The 25,275-nt window shown below is 49.2% G+C and carries 19 protein-coding genes; 16 read left to right on the top strand and 3 right to left on the bottom strand.

Annotation, left to right across the window (positions count from 1 at the left end):
• Positions 1-76 precede the first annotated feature (76 nt).
• The 10 genes from H7A02_10495 to H7A02_10450 all read left to right on the top strand — a co-directional run bounded on the left by H7A02_10495 (position 77) and on the right by H7A02_10450 (position 13,322).
• Complete coding sequence (locus tag H7A02_10495) at positions 77-1,303, top strand: TIGR03087 family PEP-CTERM/XrtA system glycosyltransferase (protein MCP5172685.1); 1,227 nt, start codon at positions 77-79, stop codon at positions 1,301-1,303.
• A 6-nt stretch (positions 1,304-1,309) separates the two neighbouring features.
• A complete protein-coding gene (gene xrtA / locus H7A02_10490) occupies positions 1,310-2,896 on the top strand; it encodes an exosortase A (GenBank protein ID MCP5172684.1) in 1,587 nt (528 codons plus the stop codon).
• Complete coding sequence (locus H7A02_10485) at positions 2,860-4,053, top strand: TIGR03088 family PEP-CTERM/XrtA system glycosyltransferase (GenBank protein ID MCP5172683.1); 1,194 nt, start codon at positions 2,860-2,862, stop codon at positions 4,051-4,053. Before xrtA ends, H7A02_10485 begins: the two co-directional genes overlap by 37 nt.
• 144 nt (positions 4,054-4,197) lie before the next feature.
• Positions 4,198-6,117, top strand: coding sequence for an amidotransferase 1, exosortase A system-associated (locus tag H7A02_10480; protein MCP5172682.1), 1,920 nt, complete (start codon positions 4,198-4,200; stop codon positions 6,115-6,117).
• A gap of 130 nt (positions 6,118-6,247) precedes the next feature.
• Positions 6,248-7,453: a glycosyltransferase, exosortase A system-associated gene (locus H7A02_10475; GenBank protein ID MCP5172681.1), complete on the top strand. Its 1,206-nt coding sequence runs from the start codon at positions 6,248-6,250 to the stop codon at positions 7,451-7,453.
• Positions 7,450-8,532, top strand: coding sequence for a glycosyltransferase family 4 protein (locus H7A02_10470; protein ID MCP5172680.1), 1,083 nt, complete (start codon positions 7,450-7,452; stop codon positions 8,530-8,532). The genes H7A02_10475 and H7A02_10470 overlap by 4 nt, the downstream gene beginning before the upstream one ends.
• Positions 8,529-9,878 carry a phenylacetate--CoA ligase family protein gene (locus H7A02_10465; GenBank protein MCP5172679.1) on the top strand — a complete coding sequence of 450 codons (1,350 nt, stop codon included), beginning with the start codon at positions 8,529-8,531 and terminating at the stop codon, positions 9,876-9,878. Before H7A02_10470 ends, H7A02_10465 begins: the two co-directional genes overlap by 4 nt.
• 7 nt (positions 9,879-9,885) lie before the next feature.
• Positions 9,886-11,175, top strand: coding sequence for a putative O-glycosylation ligase, exosortase A system-associated (locus H7A02_10460; protein MCP5172678.1), 1,290 nt, complete (start codon positions 9,886-9,888; stop codon positions 11,173-11,175).
• Between the two features lie 78 nt (positions 11,176-11,253).
• Positions 11,254-12,249, top strand: coding sequence for an acyltransferase (locus tag H7A02_10455; GenBank protein ID MCP5172677.1), 996 nt, complete (start codon positions 11,254-11,256; stop codon positions 12,247-12,249).
• A gap of 101 nt (positions 12,250-12,350) precedes the next feature.
• Positions 12,351-13,322 (top strand): polysaccharide deacetylase family protein, encoded by a 972-nt coding sequence (locus H7A02_10450; GenBank protein MCP5172676.1) that lies wholly within the window; start codon positions 12,351-12,353, stop codon positions 13,320-13,322.
• Positions 13,323-13,331: 9 nt separating this feature from the next.
• Here H7A02_10450 and H7A02_10445 read toward each other — a convergent pair whose 3' ends face one another.
• On the bottom strand, positions 13,332-13,985 hold the full coding sequence (locus H7A02_10445) for a hypothetical protein (GenBank protein ID MCP5172675.1): 654 nt from the start codon (positions 13,983-13,985) through the stop codon (positions 13,332-13,334).
• 196 nt (positions 13,986-14,181) lie between these two features.
• Entirely contained in the window at positions 14,182-15,411 is a 1,230-nt protein-coding gene (locus H7A02_10440; protein MCP5172674.1) for a hypothetical protein, read from the bottom strand.
• Positions 15,412-15,577: 166 nt separating this feature from the next.
• On the opposite strand from H7A02_10440, the gene H7A02_10435 reads away from it, so the two are divergent.
• From H7A02_10435 to H7A02_10415, 5 genes are read left to right on the top strand one after another with little or no spacing between them, the layout of a single operon-like run.
• Positions 15,578-16,609 carry a polysaccharide deacetylase family protein gene (locus tag H7A02_10435; GenBank protein ID MCP5172673.1) on the top strand — a complete coding sequence of 344 codons (1,032 nt, stop codon included), beginning with the start codon at positions 15,578-15,580 and terminating at the stop codon, positions 16,607-16,609.
• A 5-nt stretch (positions 16,610-16,614) separates the two neighbouring features.
• Positions 16,615-17,670, top strand: a complete 1,056-nt coding sequence (locus H7A02_10430; protein MCP5172672.1) for a hypothetical protein — start codon at positions 16,615-16,617, stop codon at positions 17,668-17,670.
• A 15-nt stretch (positions 17,671-17,685) separates the two neighbouring features.
• Complete coding sequence (locus tag H7A02_10425; GenBank protein ID MCP5172671.1) at positions 17,686-18,864, top strand: hypothetical protein; 1,179 nt, start codon at positions 17,686-17,688, stop codon at positions 18,862-18,864.
• 54 nt (positions 18,865-18,918) lie between these two features.
• Entirely contained in the window at positions 18,919-20,478 is a 1,560-nt protein-coding gene (locus H7A02_10420; GenBank protein ID MCP5172670.1) for an MBOAT family protein, read from the top strand.
• Between the two features lie 9 nt (positions 20,479-20,487).
• Positions 20,488-21,612 carry a hypothetical protein gene (locus H7A02_10415; protein MCP5172669.1) on the top strand — a complete coding sequence of 375 codons (1,125 nt, stop codon included), beginning with the start codon at positions 20,488-20,490 and terminating at the stop codon, positions 21,610-21,612.
• Between the two features lie 193 nt (positions 21,613-21,805).
• On the opposite strand, the gene H7A02_10410 is transcribed toward H7A02_10415, so the two are convergent.
• On the bottom strand, positions 21,806-23,557 hold the full coding sequence (locus H7A02_10410; GenBank protein ID MCP5172668.1) for an asparagine synthase: 1,752 nt from the start codon (positions 23,555-23,557) through the stop codon (positions 21,806-21,808).
• Positions 23,558-23,779: 222 nt separating this feature from the next.
• On the opposite strand from H7A02_10410, the gene H7A02_10405 reads away from it, so the two are divergent.
• The gene (locus H7A02_10405; protein MCP5172667.1) at positions 23,780-25,258 is read left to right on the top strand and encodes a lipopolysaccharide biosynthesis protein; all 1,479 of its coding nucleotides are present in this window, start codon (positions 23,780-23,782) and stop codon (positions 25,256-25,258) included.
• Positions 25,259-25,275 lie beyond the last annotated feature (17 nt).

The following is a 25,275-nucleotide window of genomic DNA, read 5'->3' as shown; positions in this document are numbered from 1 at the left end:
GTATTGCCTGATTATCTGTCCCTATTCCGGTCATTGCGACAAACGCAGCAACGTGGCTATCTGATCAGGAATATGTATGGGCACTGAAAAAGAGCCACTGTTATTTCTTTGTCATCGTATCCCGTATCCTCCTGACAAGGGTGACAAAATACGCTCCTACCATTTGCTGAAATACCTTTGCGAGCATTACCGGGTATTTCTGGCTGCGTTTGTCGATGATGACAATGACTGGCAATACACATCTGTTGTCGAGGGGTTGTGTGAGGATAGTTGCCTGGTCAAGCTGGATCCTTTCCGGGCGAAAATAAGGAGTCTGAAAGGGTTCTTCAGTGGTCGCCCTCTGTCCTTGCCCTACTATGAAAACAGCGGCCTGTCTGGCTGGGTAAGTCAGCAACGCAAACAACATAAGATAGAGCGGGTAGTGGCTTATTCGTCTCCCATGGCACAGTACGTTATGGCTGATGGTGCCAGTCCGACCAGAAAAATCATCGACTTTGTCGATATAGATTCCGATAAATGGCGCCAGTATGAAGCGAAAAAACACTGGCCCCTGAGTTGGGTTTATCGTCGCGAATCCAGAACACTGCTTGCCGTCGAGAAGTCTATTGCAAAAGTCTTTGATGCCAGCCTGTTTGTTTCTTCGGCAGAAGCTGACTTGTTCAGGCAACTGGCGCCAGAGGTGAAAGGCAAGGTCGACTTTTATAATAATGGTGTGGATACCGCGTATTTCAGTCCGGACACCGAGCTGCTAAACCCCTACCCGGACGGAGCACGTGTACTGGTGTTTACCGGGGCGATGGATTACTGGCCCAATGTGGATGCGGTTGAGTGGTTTGCCAGTGATATCTTCCCCAGATTGTTGGAGAAGCACCCTGAGATCAGATTTTATATTGTGGGCAGCAAGCCGACCGATGCAGTATTACAGTTAGGCAAAAAGCCGGGGGTGGTAGTAACAGGTCGGGTTGAAGATGTTCGCCCCTACCTGAAGTATGCTCTCGCAGCGGTGGCTCCCATGCGAATTGCACGAGGTATCCAGAACAAGGTTCTTGAAGCCATGGCAATGGCAAAAACAACGCTGGTGACAGGCCCGGGTCTGGAAGGGATCCTCGCAGAGCATGGGAAGCATGTGGTTTTGGCTGACACAGAAAGCGAATTGATTCAATTTGCTGAAAAAATTATTAACGGCGAATACGTGGAGATCGGTCCTCAGGCGCGTTTAAAAGTCATGAATGACTTTAATTGGGCAGAAAACCTGCCGCTGGTAGGCGAACTTTTGGAGAGCTCCGTGCGCACACAGGGATGAAAAACCATGACTGATCATCGATCAACAGCATTGTCGAGCCAGTGTGACAGAGAGAGATTGTTTTTATTCCTCTCTCTTGCTCTGGTTGTGGTAATGCCTGCGATTTTTTACAGTACGGCCAGCTCCATGTTTCATACCTGGGTGATGTCTGAAACCTACACTCATGGCTTTCTGATTTTGCCCATTTCCATATGGTTGTTTTGGCAGCGACGATCAGTGCTGGCCAGAATGACGCCTGCCCCTAATTTTTATGTGCTGATTTTATTGCTGTGTGCCGGTGTGACATGGCTGCTGGCCGATCTGGTGGATGTGTTGGTAGCTCAACAATTGGCCTTTGTCGCTATTCTGGTGCTGTCTTTCTGGACGGTGATGGGCAACCGGATTACCGCGCGTGTACTGTTTCCTCTGGGCTTTCTGTTTTTTGCTGTACCTATGGGTGAGAGTCTTATTCCTCCCATGAGGGAATATACGGCGACAGTGTTGGTTGCTCTGGTCAAGCTGGTTGGGATACCGGTTTATCGGGACGGAATGTTCATTTCCCTACCCAGCGGGAACTGGTCGGTTGTCGAGGCCTGCAGTGGTGTTCGTTATATTATCGCATCCGTGACGCTGGGCAGTTTATTCGCCTATTTGAGCTATAACAGTATTGGAAAGCGGTTAACCTTTATTGTCATTTCCGTGTTGGTTCCCATTGTTGCAAATGGCCTGCGTGCTTTCATGATTGTTATGCTCGGTCATTTCAGTGACATGACAATCGCAGTAGGTGTTGATCATCTGATTTATGGCTGGCTTTTCTTTGGGCTGGTCATGTTTATTCTGTTCTCTATTGGTTTGAAGTGGCGCGATCCCGAGACAGCAAACAGTGAGAAAGACGATGTGGGCGATGAGTCGAGCCCCCTGGTAGTAGCCTCTTTCGGACGAATCGCATCAGCGGTGATCAGTGTGCTGGGGGTGGTGGCCATTTGGCCATTGATGTCTTTTGCGCTGAACCAGCAGCCGACAGTTGTCAGTGAAGAGCCGTTGCTTGTTCCGGCCAGCTTCCAGAGCTGGCAAACCGACAGCAGGTCTCACTGGGACTGGAAACCCAAAACCCAGGGCGAAGATCGGCTGCTGGTGCAGACGTATCTGTCTGCGGATGATGAACGGTATGTTGGGCTGTACCTTGCGCAATATATTGTTCAGCGGCAAGGTAAGGAAGTTGCGAATGTTCAGAACAGACTCGATCCTCGCGAATTTCGCCACTGGCGAATAGCTGGGCAAACGACAAAAGAAGTAGCCATTAGCAGCCAGCTTATTCAGATAACAGAGCTGGTCCTGAAGGGGCCGACTCAAGAGTTGCTGGTTTGGCACTGGTACCGGGTTGGTGATTATTATGCAAAAGACAAATACTCCGCCAAGTTCAGTGAAGCCAAAGCCAGATTGTTTGATGGTCGCCGCGATGCTGCGATCATTACTATTGCGACACCTATCAATGGAAGCCGTGATCTCGATCAGGAAATTGAAGCTGCGGGACAATCCCTGGCAAGTTTTCTGGCCGAGTCACTTTCAGCTCTGGAATACGCACTCGACAAAACGGCAGGAAATTCCCGGTGAAAGGCGACAGTCAGACGCCTCTGGTTGCACACATTATTTATGCGCTAGGTACAGGTGGCCTTGAAAATGGTTTGGTTAACATCATTAACCGGGCACCTCGAAAGCGCTATCGGCACGCCATCATCTGTCTTACGGATGCAGATGATTTCGCCAGCCGCATTACCGCTCCTGGCGTTGAGATTATTCAGCTGCATAAAAAACCGGGGCACGATATTCGACTGTACTGGCGCCTGCTGAAAACCCTGAAGCGGTTAAAGCCGGTAATCGTTCATACCCGCAATCTGACATCACTGGAAATGCAGGCGCTGACATTCTTTCTGCCGGGTGTCAGGCGGATTCACGGCGAACACGGGCGGGATATCCACGATCTGGACGGTAGTAATCGCAAATACAACTTTTTGCGCAAGGTATTCAGGCCGTTTATTCACTGCTATATAGCCGTCAGCCATGATTTGGGCCAGTGGTTGAAAACCGTTGTGGGCGTGCCTTCTGAGAAGGTGAAACAGATTTACAATGGTGTGGATATCGAGCGATTTCTGCCTGCTGCGCATAAAAATGCCGCGTTGTTACCCGCCAATTTTCTTCCCCGGGACGCTATTGTTATCGGAGCTGTTGGCCGAATTGCCGAGGTCAAAAATCAACGGTCGTTGATTTTAGCCGTTGATCAGGTTCTCAAGGCAAAACCGGAGCTTGTCGACAGGCTAAGGGTTATGCTTGTGGGGGATGGGCCGCTGCTTGCCGGGATTAAGACGCTGGTGTCTGACCTTCGCCTGTCCGATATTATCTGGTTACCCGGAGACAGGACCGATATCCCGCAACTACTTCAGCAAATGGATATCTTTGTATTGCCTTCACTGGCTGAAGGCGTATCCAATACGGTTCTGGAGGCAATGGCGACCGGTTTGCCCGTGATTGCTACCAGAGTGGGTGGTAATCCGGAGTTGGTTGAGGAAGACGTCAATGGCTTGCTGGTTGATGTGGATGACAGTCAGCAGCTGGCCAAAGCGCTTTTGAAACTGATTGAGCAACCGGAGTTGCGGCAAGGACTTGGGCAGCAGGGGCTTAAAAAAGTCAGCGAAACATTTAACTGGCAGAAAACGGTTGCACAGTACCTCGCAGTTTATGACGAAGTGCTACAGACAGAGCGCAAGAAATGATTTTATTGGATTGCTGCATCTTTCAGGTTCGCGGTGACACAGTTTTGTCATTGCGCAACCAGGGCTCTCGTCTGGTTTGCGGGGCCAGCTCAATGGTGCCTATGAATGATGATTTAAACAACGTTATAGAAGGAATGTAAGACTGTGTGCGGTATAGCAGGAATTTTTGATCTTTCTGGAAAGCGGGATATGGATGCCGAGCTGATTTCGGCAATGAACCAGACCCAGTTTCACCGCGGTCCCGATGAGGGAGGATTACACCTTGAACTGGGCGTGGCACTTGCACACCGTCGCCTGTCTATTATCGACCTGTCTTCCGGCCAGCAACCGATGTTTAGCGAAGATAGAAATATCTGCGTGGTTTACAACGGTGAAATCTATAACTTCAAGGCGCTTTCTGAGGAATTGAAGCAGAAGGGATACCACTTTAAAACACACTGTGACACCGAGGTGATTGTCTATGCGTGGCAGGAGTGGGGTGAAGAGTGCGTGCACCACTTCCGAGGCATGTTTGCCTTCGCTATTTATGATCAGCAAAAACAGTCAATTTTTCTGGCCCGTGACCGGCTGGGTGTCAAGCCACTGTTCTATTCACTTTTGCCCGACAATCAACTGATCTTCGGCTCCGAGCTGAAAGTGTTGAAAGCACACCCGGATCTGCCAAGAGAATTAAACCCCCAGGCAGTGGAAGATTATTTTGCCCTTGGTTATATACCCGAACCGGCAACGATCTATAACCGTGTTTATAAGTTGCCGCCAGGTCATACCCTGTTACTGACTCGTGGTGAACCCGTACCGGGCAATGTCGTGGCTGCAACCAGAGAATACTGGGATATTCCCTTTGCACTCTCGGAGCTCACCTCTGAGCAGGCACTGCAGGACGAATTACTGAAAAAACTGAAAGAAGCGGTTGATATCCGCATGGTGGCCGAAGTGCCGCTGGGTGCATTCCTCTCCGGAGGTGTAGATTCCAGCGCGGTAGTGGCGATGATGGCGCAGCTTCAGGATGATCCGGTCAACACCTGTGCGATTGGCTTTGACGTCAAGCAGTTTAATGAAACAGAATTTGCTACACAGGTGGCCGAACGCTACAAAACCAATCACTTTGAAGAAACTGTCGGCAGCGATGATTTTGATTTGATTGACCAGCTGGCAGATCTTTATGATGAACCCTATGCAGACAGTTCAGCCATTCCCACCTATCGTGTTTGCCAGTTGGCCAAAAAGCGGGTGACGGTAGCCTTGTCCGGTGATGGTGGTGATGAAAATTTTGCCGGGTACCGGCGTTACCGCTGGCACATGAACGAAGAGAAGCTGCGATCAAGGTTGCCGCTCTGGTTGCGTCGCATTGTGTTCGGTTTCCTGGGCAAGGTGTACCCGAAAATGGATTGGGCGCCGAAGTTTCTGCGAGCGAAGAGTACATTTCAGTCGTTGGCCAGAAATTCGGTAGAAGCTTATATGCACTCGGTTTCCCTGGCAAAAGATGAGCAGCGGGAGCAGCTGTTCAGTCCGGGTTTGAAGCAGAAATTGCAAGGCTACAATGCGGTGAACACCTTCAATCGCTATGCGGAAAAGTCGCCGACCAAAGACCCGATGTCGCTGATCCAATACATTGATATGAAAACCTATCTGGTAGGGGATATTCTCACCAAGGTGGATCGTGCAAGTATGGCTCACTCCCTTGAGGTGAGAGTGCCATTGCTCGATCACAAGTTTGTCGAGTGGGTGTCAGGCTTACCTGCCAGCTTCAAGCTGAAAGGGCAGGAGGGCAAGTACATATTCAAAAAAGCGCTGGAACCCCTCCTGCCAAACGATGTGTTATATCGCCCCAAGATGGGTTTCGGTGTGCCGCTGGCCAATTGGTTCAGGGGGCCGCTCAAAGAGCGTTTGCGTACACGAATTGTAGAAGGCGGATTGGCTAAAACAGGGCTGTTTAACCAGCAGTACCTGGAGAAACTGGTCAGCCAGCATCAGTCGGGTGTACGTGATCACAGTGCAGTGCTTTGGTCGCTGCTAATGTTTGAGGCGACCACCAGAGGCGATCATTTTGAGATTAGCCCGTAATGTTGCTTGCTGGATTACTTCGCCCTTGGCTCGTAATGACAGCAAGGTATTACCTGCAGCGTCATTGCGAGCCGAAGGCACGGCAATCCAATAACAACAAGCAAAAAGAACAACAGCAGATGACCACAGAATGAAAATTCTTCATATACTCGATCACTCCATTCCCCTGCAAAGCGGTTATACCTTCCGGACGCGTAATATTCTGCGCCACCAGCGCGAACTCGGCTGGCAAACGGTTCATGTGACAGGGCTTAAACACAAGGCCGATATCACTGCGCTGGAGGAGGATGTGGATGGTTTGCATTTTTATCGCACTCCCGGCAGTTCATCACCCTTATCAACAATGCCGATTCTGAATCAGTGGCATGTTGTACAAACGCTGGCTAACCGTATTGAAGAGGTTATCAGGAAAGAACAGCCGGACATTCTCCACGCCCATTCTCCCGCGCTGAATGGGCTGGCGGCCTTAAAAGCCGGACGCAAGTTTGGTGTGCCGGTAGTTTACGAGTGCCGCGCCTTCTGGGAAGACGCGGCAGTTGATCATGGCACCAGCAAGGAATTTGGTCTTCGCTACAAATTGACGCGCGCTCTTGAGACGCGGGTGTTTAAACAGGCAGACGCGGTTACCACCATTTGTGAAGGGCTGCGTAAGGATATTGTTCAGCGCGGGTTGCTTGAGAGCAAAGTAACGGTGATTCCGAATGCTGTTGATATTGAGCACTTCAGTGTTGGCGCAGAAGCTGATCCAACGTTGCTCGAACAGCTGGGTCTGGTCAATAAAACGGTGCTCGGTTTTATTGGCTCGTTTTACGCCTACGAAGGGATTCCGCTGTTACTGGATGCCTTGCCGGAAATGGTCACTGCCAACCGGAACATTCGTCTGCTACTGGTGGGTGGCGGGCCGCAGGAATCACTGATTAAGCAGAAAATAGACCAACTTGGTCTTCAGGATTATGTGGTCATGACCGGGCGGGTGCCTCACACAGAAGTGCAGGATTATTACAATCTGGTGGATATTTTTATCTACCCGCGATTATCCATGAGGTTGACCGATCTGGTCACGCCGCTTAAACCCCTGGAAGCCATGGCACAAGGCAAGCTGGTGCTGGCCTCTGATGTGGGTGGGCATCATGAGCTGATACGTGACGGCAGCAATGGCAGACTCTTCAAGGCTGATTGTGCGCGCTCTCTAGCGAAGTCTGTTGCTGATATGCTGCAATGCCGGGACGGCTGGCCTGAAATGCGAAAAGCGGGTCGCAGTTATGTGGAAAATGAACGTAACTGGCGTAACAGTGTGAGTCGCTATCAGCAGGTTTACGGTGGTCTGTGCAAATGAGTTTTTCCGGCACCCTGGGAATTGTCGGCCCACTGCCTCCACCGGCGGGAGGCATGGCCACGCAGACGCGTCAGTTGAGTGATTTGATGTCTGCCGAGGGTATTGATGTCACCCTTGTGCAAAATAATAAACCTTACAGCCCTTCTGTGGTCGCAAAACTCAAAGGAATTCGGGCGCTTTTCCGGTTGTTGCCTTATCTATGGGACGTGTGGAGGCTTGCCGGGAAGGTAGATGTTATTCATTTAATGGCCAACTCTGGTTGGTCATGGCAATTGTTCTCAGCGCCGGTCATTTGGGCAGGCTGGTTTAGAAAAACACCGGTGATCGTGAATTACCGGGGTGGTGAAGCACAAGCGTATTTTTCACTGTCGTTTTCCCGGGTGAAGCCGACATTGAAAAGAGCCGCAAAAATTGTGGTGCCTTCCGCTTATTTGCAGCAAGTGTTTTCAGGTTTTGGTGTGGAGGTGCAGGTTATCCCCAATATTATCAATCTGGAACGCTTTAAACCCGTGGATCGGCTGGCTGAAAAACCGGCCCTTAAACTGATTATCACCCGCAACCTTGAAGCGATTTATGGTATCGAAACGGCGATTGAAGCCTTTGCTATGGCCCGCAAAGATATTCCTGATATTGAGCTGCACATAGCCGGGTCAGGACCACAACAACGGCAGCTGGAGCAGCTGGTCAAGAAGCAGGGGCTGGAGGGTAAGGTCTTTTTTGTCGGGAGGCTGGATGCCCGAGAAATTGTTGAGTTTTACCATTCCGCTGATGCAATGCTAAACCCCACCACGGTGGATAATATGCCCAATTCTGTGTTGGAATCTCTGGCGTGTGGCGTGCCCGTCATTACTACCGATGTGGGTGGTATTCCGTTCATTGTTGAGCACGAGGCAACGGCACTGATGGTGCCGGCAGGTGATTCGGCAGGCATGGCCCGGCAAATGGTTCGGTTATTTGAAGACCCCGGGCTGCGGCAGAAACTGGTCACTAACGGACTGTCTGCCGTGCAACCTTACGCCTGGCCCAGAGTAAAACAACAGTGGCTGAATATGTATGAGAGCCAGAGGGTGAGCGCATGAGTTTTTACACAAAACTGGTTGCAGGTTGCCTGTTCCCCATCCATGAGAAACTGAAGAAGCACACAACTGTAGCCGTGCATCAGCAAATGGAGGCCAGTCAGTGGCAATCACCTGAGCAGCTTCAGGCATTGCAGTTGGCTAACTTGAAAGCGTTCCTGACGGATATTGGACGCCATGTTGCTTATTATCGAACCCTGTTTGAAAAAACCGGATTCGATCCTGAAGCCGTTAATCAGATTGCCGATATTCAAAAATTGCCGTTAACCGGCAAACCTGAAATCCGTCAGTATAGCGAGCAGTTAAAAGCTGATGATGCGGTTGGTCTGTCACGTTTTAACACCGGTGGTTCTAGTGGTGAGCCGCTGATTTTTTATATTGGCTCAAAACGGGTAAGCCATGATGTGGCTGCGAAATGGCGTGCCACGCGCTGGTGGGGCGTGGACCTGGGCGATCCGGAGATCGTTGTGTGGGGCTCTCCAATTGAACTGGGTGCTCAGGATCGGGTCCGTCAGCTTCGTGACAAACTGTTCAGAACCCGGCTGCTGCCAGCTTTTGAAATGTCATCGGCAAAACTGGATGGTTTTGTATCAACAATCAGGCAGGTGAGGCCGAAGATGCTTTTTGGTTATCCATCGGCATTGGCGCATATTGCAGAGCACGCCGTGAAGCGCGATATAAAATTGAATGCGCTGGGTATCAAGGTGGCTTTTGTGACGTCGGAAAAGCTCTATGATCATCAACGCGAGAAAATTGAACAGGTCTTCGGCTGCCCTGTAGCCAATGGTTACGGTGGCCGTGATGCCGGGTTTATCGCGCATCAGTGTCCGGCGGGCAGCATGCATATCACGTCAGAGGATATCGTTGTTGAGATCATGGATAGCAACGGCAATCCCGTGCCGGTTGGCGAGTCGGGAGAAATTGTCGTCACCCACCTGGCAACCCGGGATTTTCCTTTTGTCCGTTACCGCACCGGAGACGTGGGTGTACTAAGCGATGAGCGCTGTTCCTGTGGTCGTGGGCTGCCTGTGCTCAAGGAGATTCAGGGGCGTTCAACGGATTTTGTCGTGGCTCAGGATGGCACTGTGATCCACGGTCTGGCGCTGATTTATATTCTTCGCGACCTGCCGGGTATTGCCTCTTTCAAAGTGACTCAGGAAAGCCTGGACCTTGTGCGGGTGGAAATTATGAGGGGTTCTGAATACAGTGAAGCCAGTGAACAGGCCATTGAAAAAGTCTTCAGGGATCGTCTGGGTGAGAGGGTGCTAGTACAGTTTGAATACCCCGATGAAATTATGCCGGAGAAATCCGGTAAGTTCCGTTACGTGATTAGCAAGGTTGCTGGGTAACTAAACGATGCGCGATATAATCGTTACATTAATGGTATTCGGCAGTCTGCCGTTTATTCTGCGCAATGCCTATATCGGGGTTCTGGTGTGGTCATGGCTCAGCTATATGAATCCGCACCGGCTGACCTGGGGATTTGCCTACAGCATGCCCTTTGCCCAGATTGTTGCTGCCACACTGCTTGTCAGCCTGTTTTTCAGCAAGGAGAGAAAGCCATTTCCTGTGAATGGCTTAACCGTTACCTGGTTGCTGCTGTTAGCGTGGATGATTGTCACCACGGTTTTTGCCCTGTTACCGGATGTGGCCTACGAGCAGCTTATCAAGGTCTATAAGATTCAGATTATTACATTGCTGACACTGGTGCTTTTTGGCAGTCAGAAAAAGCTGGACTTGCTGATATGGGTAATTGTGCTATCGATAGGCTTTTTCAGTGTTAAAGGCGGCGTTTTCACAGTATTAACAGGGGGGGCGCACCGTGTTTATGGGCCGTCAACCAGTTATATCAGTGAAAATAATGCCCTGGCTGTTGCTACCTTGATGATTATTCCTCTGATGTATTACCTCTATACCGTTACCCGCAACAAGTGGATCAGATACGGTTTGATTTTTGCCATGGTGGCCAGCGCCGCCTCGGTTGTGGGGTCGCAGTCCAGGGGTGCATTAATCGCTATCATTGCAGTCGGTGGTTTCTTCTGGTTGAAAAGCAAGGCCAAGATTGTTTCCGGCGCTTTGATTGTCATATTGGCCATTGCTGGCTGGAACTTCATGCCTGAGAGCTGGCATGAGCGAATGAGTACCATAGAGAATTACGAAGAAGACAACTCAGCCATGGGCCGGATCAATGCCTGGCTTTACAGTGTCAATGTCGCGAATGACCGTTTTACGGGGGGCGGGCTGGAATCCTGGTCGGAACAAACTTTTGCCTGGTATGCACCTGACCCTACTGATGTACATGCGGCCCACAGTATTTTCTTTGCCATGCTGGGTGACCATGGATGGCCCGGCCTGTTGATGTTCCTGACCGTTCTGGCGTTAGGCTGGCGATATTTAAGCCAGGTCATCAGGTTCACCAAAAATAAAATCGAGTATGAAGGGCAAAATACACTGGCGAGAATGCTGCAGGTCAGCCTGATCGCTTACATGAGTGGCGGTGCTTTTCTGAGTCTGGCCTACTTTGATTTGCCATGGCATATCCTTGCTATCGCCGTATTGTTGAGGGTTTATATAGCGCCATCAAGCCTGCAGCAGGAACCGGAGAGTGATAATCAGCCGCCGCGCAGGTCTCTCAGCTACAGATAATGACTTCCGGCTTTTTCTTGTTTAAAGAGGTCTCAAGCCTGATTGTTGCAGAAAAAAGTTCTGACGGAGAAGCAATTAATGTTTTTATCTCATATCCATAATTTTCGGGCGTATGCGATTATCGGTATTGTCGGGGCCCACTCCCTTCACGCCTTTCAATGGCATGAAAACCCTTGGGTATTCAGTTTCTTTGATACGCTGTTCAATCAGTCTTCAGTGTTGTTCTTTTTTATTGCCGGTTTTATGTTTCAGTTCCTCAGCAAACGATTCGAGAAATGGAGCTACTGGAAAAAGAAGGCCAAAAACGTCATTTTGCCGTATTTGCTACTGTCCATTCCCAGTATTTATTACTACACGACATTGGGCGTGCAGGATAACGTCTGGAACGGTTTTTATGATAATCCACTGTACCAACAGATCTTTTTCTTTTTGATTACAGGCAAACACCTAGCACCATTCTGGTTTGTTCCTACCATTGCATTGTTTTATGTGGTAGCGCCACTTCTGATCAGAGCGGACAGGGACCGGCGAATTTATTGGCTGTTGCCAGTGTTCATGGTGATTTCTTTCTTTATTGGCAGGGATGGCCATTACGGCCCTCTCAACAAGGCTGCGTACCTGTTTTCCGTTTATTTATTTGGAATGTTTGCTTCGACGTACCATGATCAACTTCTTGCTATTGTGAAACGGTATCACTGGTTGCTGCTGGCCGCTGCTATAGCGCTTATCAGTGGAAATATTTTTATAGAAGGATACGGGCAATACTTTCAGTACGTACTGAAAGTTCTGATGTGTCCATTGTTGCTGTATTATTTTGATCGAGCTGAACCGTTTATTAATGATCACTTCAGTTATCTGGCTCATATCAGCTTCGGGATTTTCTTTATCCACGCCTATGTTCTGCTCGTTATCAAGATGGCTTACTTGCGCTGGTCTGGCGCTGTGGACTTCCCCGAAGGAAATCTACTGGCGTATATTGCCTTGACAGCCAGCGTAACACTGGGCTGTATGCTGATCATTTTTTTGTGTCAGAAGGTTACCGGTAAATACAGTCGAATGCTGCTGGGCGCGTAGCGGTATTGCCGTTTTTGGCAAAGGTGTAAAAACAATCGACAGTTGAGTCGGGTGAGAGGGGCTGGCAAAATCGCAACCTGTAACCTCCATTGGTCAGGCTGATGAATTCATTGCTACATAGTGCCGTTGTTAGCGTTTTGCCAACCCTGCTGGGCACAAAAAACACCCAGCGCTTATCTATTCTGAATTATCATCGCGTTCTGCCGGAACCTGATTTCATGCGGATGGCGCTTCCCACCGTTTCAGAGTTCGAGTGGCAAATGGAGCTGTTGGCTCAACACTTCAATCCTCTTCCTCTTTCTGAAGCTTTATCGCTGATGGACTATGGTGAGCTGCCCGAGCGGGCAGTCTGTGTTACTTTCGATGACGGTTATGCCGATAACCAGGCGCTGGCTCTGCCTGTATTACAACGGCTAGGGGTGCCAGCGACGATTTATGTCGCAACCGGTTATCTGGATGGTGGCCGGATGTGGAATGACACCATTGTTGAGGCCATGCGAATTGCCAGCAAGAAAAAGGTAGATCTCTCTGCTATAGGGTTGGGTATTCATAACATTAATGGTCAGGATGACCGGCGCAAAGCCGCTGCTTCCATCATCAGTGAAGTGAAACACTGGCCGCCAGCGAAGAGAGAAGCAGCCATTCAGTACATTGCTGCAATTGAAATGAATGGTGAATTGCCTACAAACCTGATGTTAACAACCGAGCAGCTAAAGGGGTTGAGTGACAGCGGAGTTGATATTGGTGCCCACACCACTACGCATCCCATCCTGGCAACGCTGGAGCTGTCTGAAGCCAGAAAGGAGATTCTGGGCTCGAAAGACGAGCTTGAATCGATCATTGGAAAAACGGTTGATAATTTTGCTTACCCAAATGGCCGACCAGAGATTGATTACCATGTTGAGCACCGGGATCTGGCAGAACTTGCCGGGTATAAGAGTGCGGTTTCAACACAGTGGGGGGTGGCGGCGAAAACCAGTGACCGCTGGCAGCTTCCCCGGTTTACACCCTGGGATAAAACGCCCTCGCGGTTTTTAGTCAGGCTGCTGCTAAACTATCGGGATCCAGTCTGAAAGCACCTGTTATTCGGCAGTGTTTTTCTCTGTGCTGCTGTTTTTAGAAGCGCCTTTCCAGGCTTTTGCTTTTATCAGCTTGTTTTTCAGGCCGGGCAACGGGTAGCCTCTGGAGTAGAGGTTTTTGGCAATGTCATTGGCCTCTTCGTACTCTTTCATGTCAACGAGCAGTAGACCCATATTGTATTGAGCCTGCACATGAGCAGGTTCAGCTTCCAGAGCTTTTCTGTATTGCTCCAGTGCCTGCTCTTTGTGGTCAGTGCTGTGAAGCAGCATTGCATAAAGCATGCGCGCAGTAGCGTCTTTGGGACTAAAGTTAATGGCTCGCTGCAGGTAGCATTCAGCGGGTGTTTTCTTTGGCGGTATATTGCTGTCCCAGGTGTCAATCCTTCTTCGAACGGCCGCATAGAGAGCTCTGTGGTGATTTGGCCATGCTCGTAGGGTGTAGTCGAGCTCCTGCTTAACTTCGTTGAAGTGATATTGTTCGACAATGTTCAATTCGTAAGTGAGTTGGTTTCTCTGCAGGTAGTCGTAAGGGCCAAAACCTTGCGGATTGCCAATGCAGGGTGCTCCCGTTAGTGTATCGCCAACCCATGGTGCTGAGGGGGCTACTGCCGAGTGGGCTGTCGAAAACAAGCCGATTGCGATGATCAGCAGCAACATTCGTGTGATTCGTGTATGTTGAGATTTTCGATGTATTAACAAAATGGTTTCTCGGTTGGGTTGTCAGGCGAAAAGACAGGCTTGACAACGGTTGGCCACCACGTCAGAGAATGTCTCCAGCGCCTAGTTAAACAAAAAACCAAATCCCAGTAAATTGTTTATCTGTGGGGAACTTCGCGTTGCAGACCAGCTGCTGTCATTTGCGCAGCCGAGTGAGTACAGCCGCCGACAATTCTTTAGTGAAGTTCCAAAAGTTTAAAAAGTAAAGTTTGCGGTCACCGGGATAGAATAAATCCGCTTTTATGCCCGGGTGAAATGGCAGCAGACAAAAACCAATGAGGCTTTTGATTTTAGCGCTCAGGGGAACACGGCTGTCTTTGAGTTTTGATAGCAGATAGCCAAAATCTGCAGGTAGCGCATTTCTGACAATAATGTTCTTTTTCAGGCGCTGGATTTTATCCGGTTTTTCGCCATGCAGAAAATAGTCAACATGAATTGCCGGGAAGTGTAATCCAGCCAGAATATCAAGATTCAGAGCGGCCCAGTACCTCGAGTTCAGTTCGATAAAAGTGAACTGCCGGGTTGCGTGGTTCCATTTATACTCCACCATGGCCGGACCTTGCCAGTTCAGAAATTGCAATCGACGCAAAGCATCTTCATACATCTCCTGTTGCCACCAGCTTTTTCTGAGAGAGGTTAGCCCGCCCTGATGAGGGTTTTCGTGAGAAGCGATAGCCATCGACTCCGCCAGTAACTCACCATTCTGAATCAGCAGATTGACGGTGGCTTTTACCCCGGGAATGTGGTCCTGAATTAAAATTCGGTTGTATTTTTGCTGCGCTGTTTTGAAAATCTCTACTGCCGCTGTTTCGTTTTCAACACGTTTGACAAGGCTGTCGGAATGACCCTTGCCGTCGAAACCGTCACCTTTTATGTACAGTGGCCACTGCCACCCTGCCAGTTCTGACCAGGCTACAGTATCTGTGTCATTTGCAATCAGGGTGTTGGGGATTGATTGTTGTATTGCAGGATCAGTGGATTGCAGAAAAGCATTAAATACATGGCTTTTACTGAGACAGCCGTAGACGATTTCGGCATCATTATTAATCGGTATCAGGTGAGACAGCTTTTCAAAGTGCTGTCTGATTGCCAGCAAAAAGCCTTCACTGGGAATAATCACCTTGATATCGTTGTCTGCTATCAGTTTTTGTAGCCAAGGGTAATAGTCAGGGTTTTGGTAATCCGGTGAAAGGTGGCTCACTGAACAGAAGTTGGACCTGCACCCCAGCGCGTCTTTTTTCGATGATGCCGCGTGGACCCGATAACCATGCTGCCCAATTGAGCGAATGACTGCTATTGAACCGAAGGATTCTGCCTGTGGGACAAGAATGGCTTCACGCCGTTGTTCGGGCATCGTTTTTTCCATGTTTTATTTGCTTCTGCTGAACCGGTTAGCGAACTTAAGCGTTGGTATTGTCTGTGCTTCCGTCGGTCCGAAAACTCATGGGAATCCTAACATACCTGTAATCCCAATAGGGTATACTCCGCTTCGAATTTGCAGTGGTTTATTGCTTTTGGGTATTCATGGAAGTATGAAAGAAAAGTTCTATTGGTTAGCCAGGTACACCGGTATTTTTGTCTTGTGTCGGTGGCTCACCAGAAAACACATTAGAGTGCTTGCCTACCATGGTATCTGGTTGGGCGAGGGGCATTTTGGTAATTTTCTTTACATGAGCCCCGCGCGGTTTCAGCAGAGAATGTCCCTGCTAAAACGGTGGGGGTATCCGGTTGTTGCTCTTGATCGAGTTTTTGATGACAGCGAAACGTTGCCGGATTGTGCGACGATTCTCACAATTGACGACGGTTGGTCTGGCACTTACCAGCATATGCTGCCAGCACTGGAGCGATACAGTTTTCCGGCAACGGTTTATATCACTTCCTATTATTGCGAGCAGCAGGTACCGGTGTTTGATGTTGCGCTTCAGTATATGCTGGCAATCACGACGCGGGAGCAGCTGGACTTAAGGGCTGTGGGTCTTGAAAACGCAACCCTGGCCAGCTTGAAAAATGTGGAGCAGCGAGAAGATGCGAGAGCCCTGTTACAACGCTATGTTTCCGGGCTTGAATCTGAAACAGAGCGACAGAACAAAATGGCGCAAATTGGCGACCTGCTGGGTGTTTCATACGCAGAGATATCAGAGCAGAAACTGTTTCATCTGGTGACGATGGATCAGATTGCCGACATGCATAAACGGGGGATTGATATTCAGTTGCACACACACCGGCACAGGATTTCAATGGATGGTGCAGACTGCATTGCGCAGGAGCTGACTGACAATAGACATGCATTGCAGCCGCTGGTTAGCCGACAACTGACCCATTTTTGCTACCCTAGCGGTGTTTACGATGAGTCAGTCTGGCCGCAACTCGAAGCCGCTGGTATTGTTTCGGCCACAACGACGGAAACAGGCCTTGTTTCCTGCAAATCACACAAATTTGCGTTGCCGAGAATACTGGATGGCGAGCAGGTGACAGAGCTGGAGTTTGAGGCTGAAATGTCAGGATTTGGTGAAGTGAAGCGTATAATGTTATCCATGTTTCGTATCGGTTCGGGTGGTAAATAATCTTTATGAGTCGCAATAATAAAAATTACCTTTCCCTAATGCGTGCGCTCGCAAAAGAGGAGAGAAACAAGGGCTTTTTCAGGCAGCTTTTTGAAATGGCTCTACTGTTCCTGCGGTCACGTTTAGGGCCTGGGTATTATCTGCTTGCACAAATGTATCGCAGGGATGCTTCTCTTGCCGAGGTGCTGGGTTATCTCAGTGTGCGCCAATACAACAAGCGGGTGTTTAAACTTAATAACAGGCTTTATCACCGCAGCTCACAGAACAAGGTGATTGAAAAAGCTGTGTTAACGGCTTACGGGCAACCCACACCGGAATTGCTGGGTCATTATCGGGAAGTCAGCGGGTTTACCACCACAGGGGCGCCTTTGCGAACCGGGGCCGAATTGAAGGGCCTCCTGAATCAGCAAGCCCCTGGCAGCAGGTTATGCTTCAAGCTGACAGAAGCCTGGGGAGGGGAAGGTTTCAGGGCGATTGAGTGTCTTGAAAATGATTTGATCCGGGATCTCAGTAGCCAAGAGGCAGTTTCGGTTGATGCCTTTGTTTCGTCAGTGAGTCCGGGTGCTAAAGCGGGGATACTGATTGAACGTTACCTGGAGCAGCACGCGGACTACGCCTCTTACAACCGGTCCAGTGTTAATACCCTGCGTGTGCTTGTGGTCCGCAAGGCAAATGACACCGTGGTCTGTGTGGGCGCCTTTCTGCGAGTGGGTGGAACCGGGTCGTTGGTTGATAATATGACGGCCGGTGGGTTGTCCTACCCCATAGATCTTGATACCGGCGTGCTTAAGGCAGGCCTGCACAAATATAAGCTGGGTGATTCATATGATCGAAACCCGGAAAAGAATCTAACAATGACCGGGATCAGGTTGCCAATGTTTGAAGAGGCTATTGAACTTGCCAGAAGCTCACTTCTGGCTTTTCCAGAAACCCGCTTTGTAGGTGCCGACATCGCTGTTTCCAAAGACGGGCCTGTGGTTCTGGAGTTGAATATTCAACCGGACTATAACGGTTTTGCCTATATTCGGTGTCCCTCAAGGGCAGCGCTGTCTCTTACCTGATAAAAGGGCCATTGCATGAGTTTGCGGAAGGAAATCAGAATTTCCGATATAAGCGTCTCGGTTGAGGACGGTGTTTGCGAGCTCAGTGCGCAGGTAGATGGCGACAAGGTATTTTTCAGGACGCCGGAAGCATACCCGTTATTTCCCTGTGCAGAGGGTTTTGTTGCCGTGGCCTTGCTCGAGGCCATGATCAGCAATTTGCCAATTGTGGTTGATTCGATACCGGTTTCTCGAGCGCTTCATGAACGCCTTCGGGAAATTCAATCAATCTACGCCTGCTGGAACAGGGAGTTGAGTGTTGTTGAAATTAAGTCCGGAGTCAGTGCGGATATCCGGCCTTTCGAAACCGTAGGTAGTTTTTTTTCGGCGGGTGTAGACAGTTCCCACACTTTTGCTGTCAACCAGAAAGAGATTACTCACCTGATTATGTGTTGGGGTTTTGACAGTGGCAATGATCCGCAATCGTGGGACAAACGCATAGCGGAACAGACCCGATTTGTTGAGGCTATCGGTAAAAAATTGTTGCCTGTTGTTTCCAATGTGCGTGACTGGATGGAAAAACGCCGTATTTCATGGCGTATGGCGCATGGTTTGTTTCTCAGCTCTGTCGGTGGCTCACTGGGAATGAAAAAAATCTATATCCCCGCTTCGCATACATACAGCGAGTTATACCCTTGGGGAACCCACCCGTTGAGTGATCCCATGTGGTCGACAGAATCTACTGAAGTTATTCACCATGGTGCCTATGCTGGCAGAAGCAGGAAGCTGAGGGAGATACTTCGCAATCAACAGGTTGCCGATAACCTGCAGGTTTGCTGGCGCAGCATTCACGAAAACTGCGGAACCTGCCCAAAATGTGTCAGGACTGCGCTTGCCATTCAGATGCTTGGCGGCCATTCTGCTTCACTGCCCAGAATAAAGGGGTTGCGGGGGCTGGAAGTGCTGAAACCTTATGATGAAGGTTTGGCAAGCACCGTGGAAGATCTGATGGCTGTGGCAAAAGAAACGCATCATGATGATGTCTATGGGCGCCTGAAAAAGTATTACAAGCGTTACCAGTTAAAACAATTTCTGATGTCTGTGGATCGATTATTTCTGGGAGGCCTGGTGCGGAAAACCTATCGAAAATTTAAGCGCCCGGATCACTTGCAATGGCGTGTAACGGTCGAGGGCCACAATCGTCGGGATGTATAACTGATGTTATTGAAAAAATATTCTTTGCGATAATATCTGGGCCAGAGGTAATGGATGCTCTTTAACTCTTTCGAGTTTATTTTTGCTTTTCTTCCCTGCACGTTGCTGCTGTACGTGTTATGCCTGCGCAGGCGGAAAACAGAGATCGGCTTTGCCGTGCTGGTGTCGGCCTCTCTGTTTTTCTATGGTTACTGGAATCCGGCCTATTTATTTCTTATTCTTTTTTCCATTTTTTTCAATTATTACGTTGGCAAACTGATCTCGCGTTTTTCGGGGCAGCCTTCAAAGCTGGTAATGATTTGCGGTGTTGGGATTAATCTGGCATTGCTGGGTTATTTCAAATATGCCAATTTTTTTGTAGATAATATCAACGCTGTATTCAGTACCAGTCTGCAACTGGAAAAAATATTTTTGCCGCTGGCAATTTCATTTTTTACCTTTCAACAGATTTCATATCTGGTGGATGTATGGGAGGGTAAGGCGCGAGAGTATAATTTGTTGCACTACTCTTTGTTTGTCTGTTTTTTCCCCCAGTTGATTGCCGGGCCAATTGTTCATCACAGCGAAATGCTGCCACAGTTCATGCGTCGGGATGCGTTGCCGTCGTGGACAAAAAATATTGCCGTAGGGATCAGTATTTTCAGTATTGGCCTGTTCAAAAAAACGGTTCTGGCTGACAGTCTATCGGCTTATGTGGGGCCGGTATATGACAGTCCGGCAGCAGGGCAACTGGATTTTTTTACTGCCTGGGGCAGCACACTGGCGTATACCTTTCAGCTCTATTTTGACTTCTCCGGCTATTCGGATATGGCTATTGGTTGCGCGCGAATGTTTGGCATAACCCTGCCGCTTAATTTTTTCTCACCCTACAAAGCCAACAGCATTGTCGATTTTTGGCGGCGCTGGCATATTACCCTGTCGCGGTTTTTGCGTGATTATCTCTATATCTCCCTGGGTGGCAATAGACGAGGCAAATCACGCCGCTATATCAATCTGTTTTTGACTATGCTGCTTGGCGGGTTGTGGCACGGTGCTGGTTGGACCTTTGTTGTCTGGGGTTGTCTGCATGGCACGTACCTGATGATTAACCATGCCTGGAGCAAGTTGCTGACAGTAGCGCGGCTCGACTGGCGTGAGTCGTCTGTCTATAACGCCAGTTGCTGGCTGCTGACTTTTCTGGCAGTAGTTGTGTCGTGGGTATTCTTTCGCGCTCCAACGCTGGAGCAGGCCAATTCGATTTTGCTGGCAATGTCCGGTGCCAATGGTGTGCAAATTCCGGCCGGGATCGTTGCCAGGCTCGGCGACGTTGGCGAGCTGTTGCAACAGGCGGGCGTAGGGGTCAGTTATACCAGCGGTTCACGGTTTGTTGAGAATTTTGCGTGGATTGTTCCGGCGGCGCTGTTGGCCTTTTTTGCCCCTAATCTGGCACAGATTTTTCACAGAGCGGAACCTGTTTTATATGAAAACGATGCGGCTTTTAAAGGCTTCAGAAAATCCAAAGGTGTCTGTGAGTGGACCCTTTCGGGCAAGTGGGCTGTCGTGACTGCGCTGATGTTTCTGTTTGGTGTGTTAACACTTAGCCAGGTTTCCGAGTTTCTTTACTTCCAATTTTGATGCAGGCCGATGACAACAAAAAAATACACAGTTACTTTTCTGCTCACACTGGTTTTTGCGAGCTGTCTGGTTTTTGTGTTCAATTATTTTGTTGACCCTTATGCTGTTTCCGGTGCAAAACGCATCGAGGGGTTTAATCATTATAAAGTTCACATCAATAGCCGGGTCAGATTGGCAAAAGCCTATCAGCCGTTAAGGGCTGACTTTCAGACACTGATTGTTGGCAATTCACGTGTCGAGATGGGAGTTGACCCCCACCATGCCTGTCTCTCTGCGGGGGGGCGGAAAGCCTATAATCTCGGAATACCGGGCGCGAGCATTGGGTACCAGTCCGCAGCGGCACTGAATCTGGTGTATCAAAAGCCGGTTAACAGGGTCTTAATGAGTCTGGACTTTCCGGATTTTCTGGTTGCCGAAGGTTCCAGCGCTCCGTTGAATAGCGGGATATCGCCAGTGGCAAACCTCCAGTATCAGGCTAACGGCGATATCAACAGTGCGTATCGTCTGAGTCAGCTGAAAGACTATTATTCCGCCTTCTTTTCCTTGAACGCTCTGGTCAGTTCAATAAAAACGGTGGTCGCGCAGGGAAGTCCGGCAACGGACAGAACCGAAGCCGGTTTTAACCCGGCTTACGACTTTGCCAGCAGCACCAGAATTGAAGGTGTGCGAGCACTGTTTCTTCAGAAAGAGCAGTTGTTGCAGGAGAAATATCAAAGGCGCTGGAGCCTTTATTATGAAAATGGCCAGAGGTCAGAGGATTTTGAGCACTTGAAGGCATTCTTATCCGTTTTGAGCAGTCGGGATATCGAAGTTGTACTTTTTATTAATCCGCTGCACGAAAGGTTCTGGAATCTTCTTGAGAAAAACAGGTTGTTGGATCTCTACCCCGACTGGTTGGGGGAAATCACTGGCATTGTTGAGGGTATACAAAGCAGCCGGGTTACGCTGTGGAATTTTTCTGCTGATTCGCCTTATATTCATGAACCTCTACCAGCGCAGGGCGAGAAAGGCGTTGCATTAAAGTGGTTCTGGGAGCCTGCGCACTACAGAAAAGAGCTCGGTGATTTGATGCTGGATTCCATTTTTTCAGAAAATTGTGGAACAGATATGGTATTTGGTGAAAAAGTTTTATGAGGGTAAAGGTATTATGGCTGCATAAGGGCTGGTTTAAGCAGGATTCAATTTTATTGGATTGCTGTGCTACTGCGCGCAATGACAGCCAGCGTTCCGGCATTGTGAGAAGAAGCGAGGAAGTAATCCAATATGTTGCGAACGATACCGTGTACGCCAGTGCTGTTTTCTCCGTGTAATAAAACGTTAGTGACCCTTAAACATGTTTGTCCATCCAGAGTTCCAGCACGGTCAAAATCCAGACTAACTCGCCGTAGTATGCTGCGTGATGATTGCGGTGCAGCTCAATGGCGTGGTCAATGAACTCCGGCCTCAAATAACCCCTGCGTTTTAGTCGCAACAGGCTGTCGTAAGCCATTTCCTGCAGCGGTTTATGTGTTTCCATCCAGACTCCGAAAGGCAGCCCGAAACCCTGCTTCTTCTTGTGAATGGTTTCGTTGGGTAGCCAGCCGGTTAGCGCCTGTTTGTAGAAATGGCGCAAGTCCTTACCCTTGATTTTCCAGGCGCTGGGAATTGAGCAGGAAAAAGCGATCAGATTGTCATCAAGCATGGGGTAACTGACATCGATACCGGCCAGGGCACACATATGGCTGACTTTGCGCAGGTCGTTGTCGGCCAGGGTGTATTGCCAGTCCAGGTAGAGCATCCGGTTAAGAGTTTCGGCTTTTTCCGGCAGCTGGTAAGTATGCCTTTGCAGGGCTATCGGAGCCGACACATCTACCTGTCTCAGGAAGTCGTCAGTAAATATTTCATTCGGTTGATGCCGGTGCAAAAAATTGTAGCTTTGCAAGCGGTCGGGCAGGGGCGTGTTTGCCTGGTCAAGATAACTGTTGGCTTTGCTGGCCAGCGGGAACCCCTGTGGCAGTTTTCGGGTGACAGGCTCTATAAGCCCACGCCTCAAAGCAAGAGGGATTTTCCCATAATTTTCGAAAATGCCCTGTTTAATGTAACGCTCGTTACCTGCAAAAATTTCGTCACCACCATCACCTGCCAGCAATTGTTGTACACCGTTTTCGGCAGCGACTTTGGCACAGAAATAAGCGGGCAGGGCAGATGAGTTGCCAAAGGGTTCGTCGTAACTGGATGCGACCAGCGGTAGTGCATCTACTACATCCTTCGGTGTCACATAATATTCGTGAAGTTTTACGCCAAAATGTTTGGCTGTAATGCGCGCGTATTCCATTTCGTCATAGCCCTTGGCTGAAAAACCAATGGAATAGGCGTGTGCTTCTCGCTCGCAGGCTTCAGCAAGCATGCCCGTGACGCTTGAACTGTCGAGTCCTCCGCTGAGAAACGCGCCAACAGATGCGCCGCTTCTTATATTGCGGGCGACGGCATTTTTTAACTCGGTCTTTAGCTGTTTAGCCATATCCGGGAAGCTGGTAGAGCAGCTCTCTTTAAAATCGGGTTGCCAATAGTTTTTAACTTCCGCCCGCCCATTTTGATACTGGAGCAAATGGCCAGCGGGGAGTTTGTTTACGCCCGCAAAAATGGAGTGGGGGCTGGGTACCATATGAAAGTAAACGTAATCGTAGATACCTTGGGGCTGGATTTCCCGTTTGACATCCGGATGAGCCAGAACGGCAGACACTGATGAGCCGAACACCACACCGTTATTGAGAGTGGCGTAATAAACGGGGTGTTGCCCCATACGGTCCGTTGCCGATAGAAACAAATCATTACTGCTATCAATAATAATTAATGAAAAATCACCTTGCAGTTGCTCGAACAATTCAGGACCATGCTGCCGGTAAGCGGCAGCAAGTGCGTGAGCGTTATTTTTATCCGACGCTAACTGTTGCAGTGAATGCGATGGCCAGCGAGGATTACCGGTAATCGCCGCAGTCACGGTGTTGTCCGGGCTGAATAAATGCCCGGTAGTGATACACCCGTAAGTGTTGGCGGCGATAGTTTCTGTTGGCAGTGAGCTGTTTTCAGTGTTCTGCATTGCCAGAATAACGTTTTCAGGCGTGTGTCTGATAGGGTCGCTAGCGGACCAGCCCGCAAAGTAGTGCGACTTTAATAGTCTGGTGTTAGTCAGATTTGTCATGATTCTCGATGTGCAACATCACCCTCTGGCAAATTTTCCCGTTATCGGGGCGGCAGCGCATAGAATATGGTATAAGACAGAATTTGCAAGGCAAAATAAAGCGATAAGGACAACTTTCCAGTGACATCACCACAAAGCGACACAACTGCACCAAACACGCGTTTTGTAGCCGGAACCATCTGGATGGTTGCCATGCGCTGGGCAATGCGCTTTGTCGGATTTTTCAGCAGTATTATTCTTGCCCGATTATTGGCGCCGGAAGATTTCGGGCTGGTGGCGATGGCGATGATGGTGGTGGCACTTATTGATACCCTGTCGTCAACCGGCGTTGATCTGGCACTCATTCGGGAGCGGGATACCGAGAGAAAACTCTATAACGCGGCCTGGACCATTCAGGTTATCCAGGGTGCTATTGTTGCTGTGGTCATGCTCTGCGCGATGCCATTTATTGCCGATTATTTTGGTGAGTCGAAGCTGTACACCATCTTGACGATTCTCGCTGGTGCCTACTTCTTTCAGGGGTTTAAAAATATTGGTATCGTTGCCTTTCGCAAAGAGCTTGATTTTGCTAGAGAATTTCGCTTTTCACTCTACGTCAAACTGCTGAGTTTTGTGGTTACAGTTGCCGGTGCGCTGCTATTGAGAGATTACCGTGCCATTGTTTTGGGTATGGTATTTAAAAGCATATTTGAGCTTATATTGAGTTATACCATGCACCCCTTCAGGCCAAAATTTTCAACTGACGGGATGAAGCAAATCTGGGGGTTTTCTCAATGGTTGCTGGTTTCCAGTGTTGGTGGAGTGATTAATGGTAAAGCAAGTCAGTTTATCGTTGGTGGCAGCCTGGGGACGACGTCACTGGGTTATTATTACCTTGCTGCTGAAGTGGGAACCATGTTTGTACAGGAAATAGTCATGCCTATTCGTCGGGCACTGTTTCCGAACCTTTCCCTGTTGCAGGATGACAGTCAACGGTTCGCTGAAAGCGGCATAAAAATACTGGGAGTAGTGACTTTACTTTGTTTGCCTGTAGGCGTTGGGTTGAGCATTGTTGCAGGCGATATTGTACGAGTCCTGTTTGGCCAAAACTGGCTGAACACTGTGCCGATACTGCAGTGGACTGCGCTTATTGGTGCCGTTGCGGGGATTTCCATGAGCTTGAGCCTGGTTCTGATGGTCAGAAATCGGGTGAACCTGACGGCAATCAAAATACTGGCAGAAACTGCCGTCCTGATTCCGGTTCTGGTTTGGGTCGGTAAGAGTATGGACCCGGTTGATGTTGCGCGGGCCAAACTGCTGGTTTCTGTCGCTTTTCTGCCAGTGATGTACTGGTTGGTGGCCTATACGCTTGAGTGTAGTACAGCCAGGTTGTTTTCCACCCTATGGCGACCGTTGTTGGCAGCGGCTGGTATGTATTATCTGGATATGTTGCTGCTAACTGATTTGCAGATAAATGTTTTTCTGAGTCTGTTTCTTCATGCAGCAGCAGGGGTGTTCAGTTATGTGGCCAGCCTCTATCTGTTATGGCTGTTCAGTGGTCGACCCGATTCATCCGAACAGATCATTTTCAGTATTGCAGCTAAACTCGTCAAAGGGTAATGGTCTATTCTCAGAGG

It is taken from the genome of Pseudomonadales bacterium (assembly GCA_024234435.1).
Taxonomy (GTDB): Bacteria; Pseudomonadota; Gammaproteobacteria; order Pseudomonadales; family Porticoccaceae; genus JACKOF01.
This window is presented reverse-complemented; position numbering and strand designations above follow the sequence as displayed.

Bases quoted from the DNA above. Each gene is read 5' to 3' on its own strand.
- H7A02_10440 (MCP5172674.1), bottom strand. From the start codon at position 15,411: ATGGAAAAAACGATGCCCGAACAACGGCGTGAAGCCATTCTTGTCCCA.
- H7A02_10495 (MCP5172685.1), top strand. From the start codon at position 77: ATGGGCACTGAAAAAGAGCCACTGTTATTTCTTTGTCATCGTATCCCG.
- H7A02_10430 (MCP5172672.1), top strand. From the start codon at position 16,615: ATGAGTCGCAATAATAAAAATTACCTTTCCCTAATGCGTGCGCTCGCA.
- H7A02_10410 (MCP5172668.1), bottom strand. From the start codon at position 23,557: ATGCAGAACACTGAAAACAGCTCACTGCCAACAGAAACTATCGCCGCC.
- H7A02_10475 (MCP5172681.1), top strand. From the start codon at position 6,248: ATGAAAATTCTTCATATACTCGATCACTCCATTCCCCTGCAAAGCGGT.
- H7A02_10465 (MCP5172679.1), top strand. From the start codon at position 8,529: ATGAGTTTTTACACAAAACTGGTTGCAGGTTGCCTGTTCCCCATCCAT.
- H7A02_10435 (MCP5172673.1), top strand. From the start codon at position 15,578: ATGAAAGAAAAGTTCTATTGGTTAGCCAGGTACACCGGTATTTTTGTC.
- H7A02_10415 (MCP5172669.1), top strand. From the start codon at position 20,488: ATGACAACAAAAAAATACACAGTTACTTTTCTGCTCACACTGGTTTTT.
- H7A02_10455 (MCP5172677.1), top strand. From the start codon at position 11,254: ATGTTTTTATCTCATATCCATAATTTTCGGGCGTATGCGATTATCGGT.
- H7A02_10470 (MCP5172680.1), top strand. From the start codon at position 7,450: ATGAGTTTTTCCGGCACCCTGGGAATTGTCGGCCCACTGCCTCCACCG.
- H7A02_10445 (MCP5172675.1), bottom strand. From the start codon at position 13,985: ATGTTGCTGCTGATCATCGCAATCGGCTTGTTTTCGACAGCCCACTCG.
- H7A02_10460 (MCP5172678.1), top strand. From the start codon at position 9,886: ATGCGCGATATAATCGTTACATTAATGGTATTCGGCAGTCTGCCGTTT.
- H7A02_10420 (MCP5172670.1), top strand. From the start codon at position 18,919: ATGCTCTTTAACTCTTTCGAGTTTATTTTTGCTTTTCTTCCCTGCACG.
- H7A02_10425 (MCP5172671.1), top strand. From the start codon at position 17,686: ATGAGTTTGCGGAAGGAAATCAGAATTTCCGATATAAGCGTCTCGGTT.
- xrtA (MCP5172684.1), top strand. From the start codon at position 1,310: ATGACTGATCATCGATCAACAGCATTGTCGAGCCAGTGTGACAGAGAG.
- H7A02_10450 (MCP5172676.1), top strand. From the start codon at position 12,351: ATGAATTCATTGCTACATAGTGCCGTTGTTAGCGTTTTGCCAACCCTG.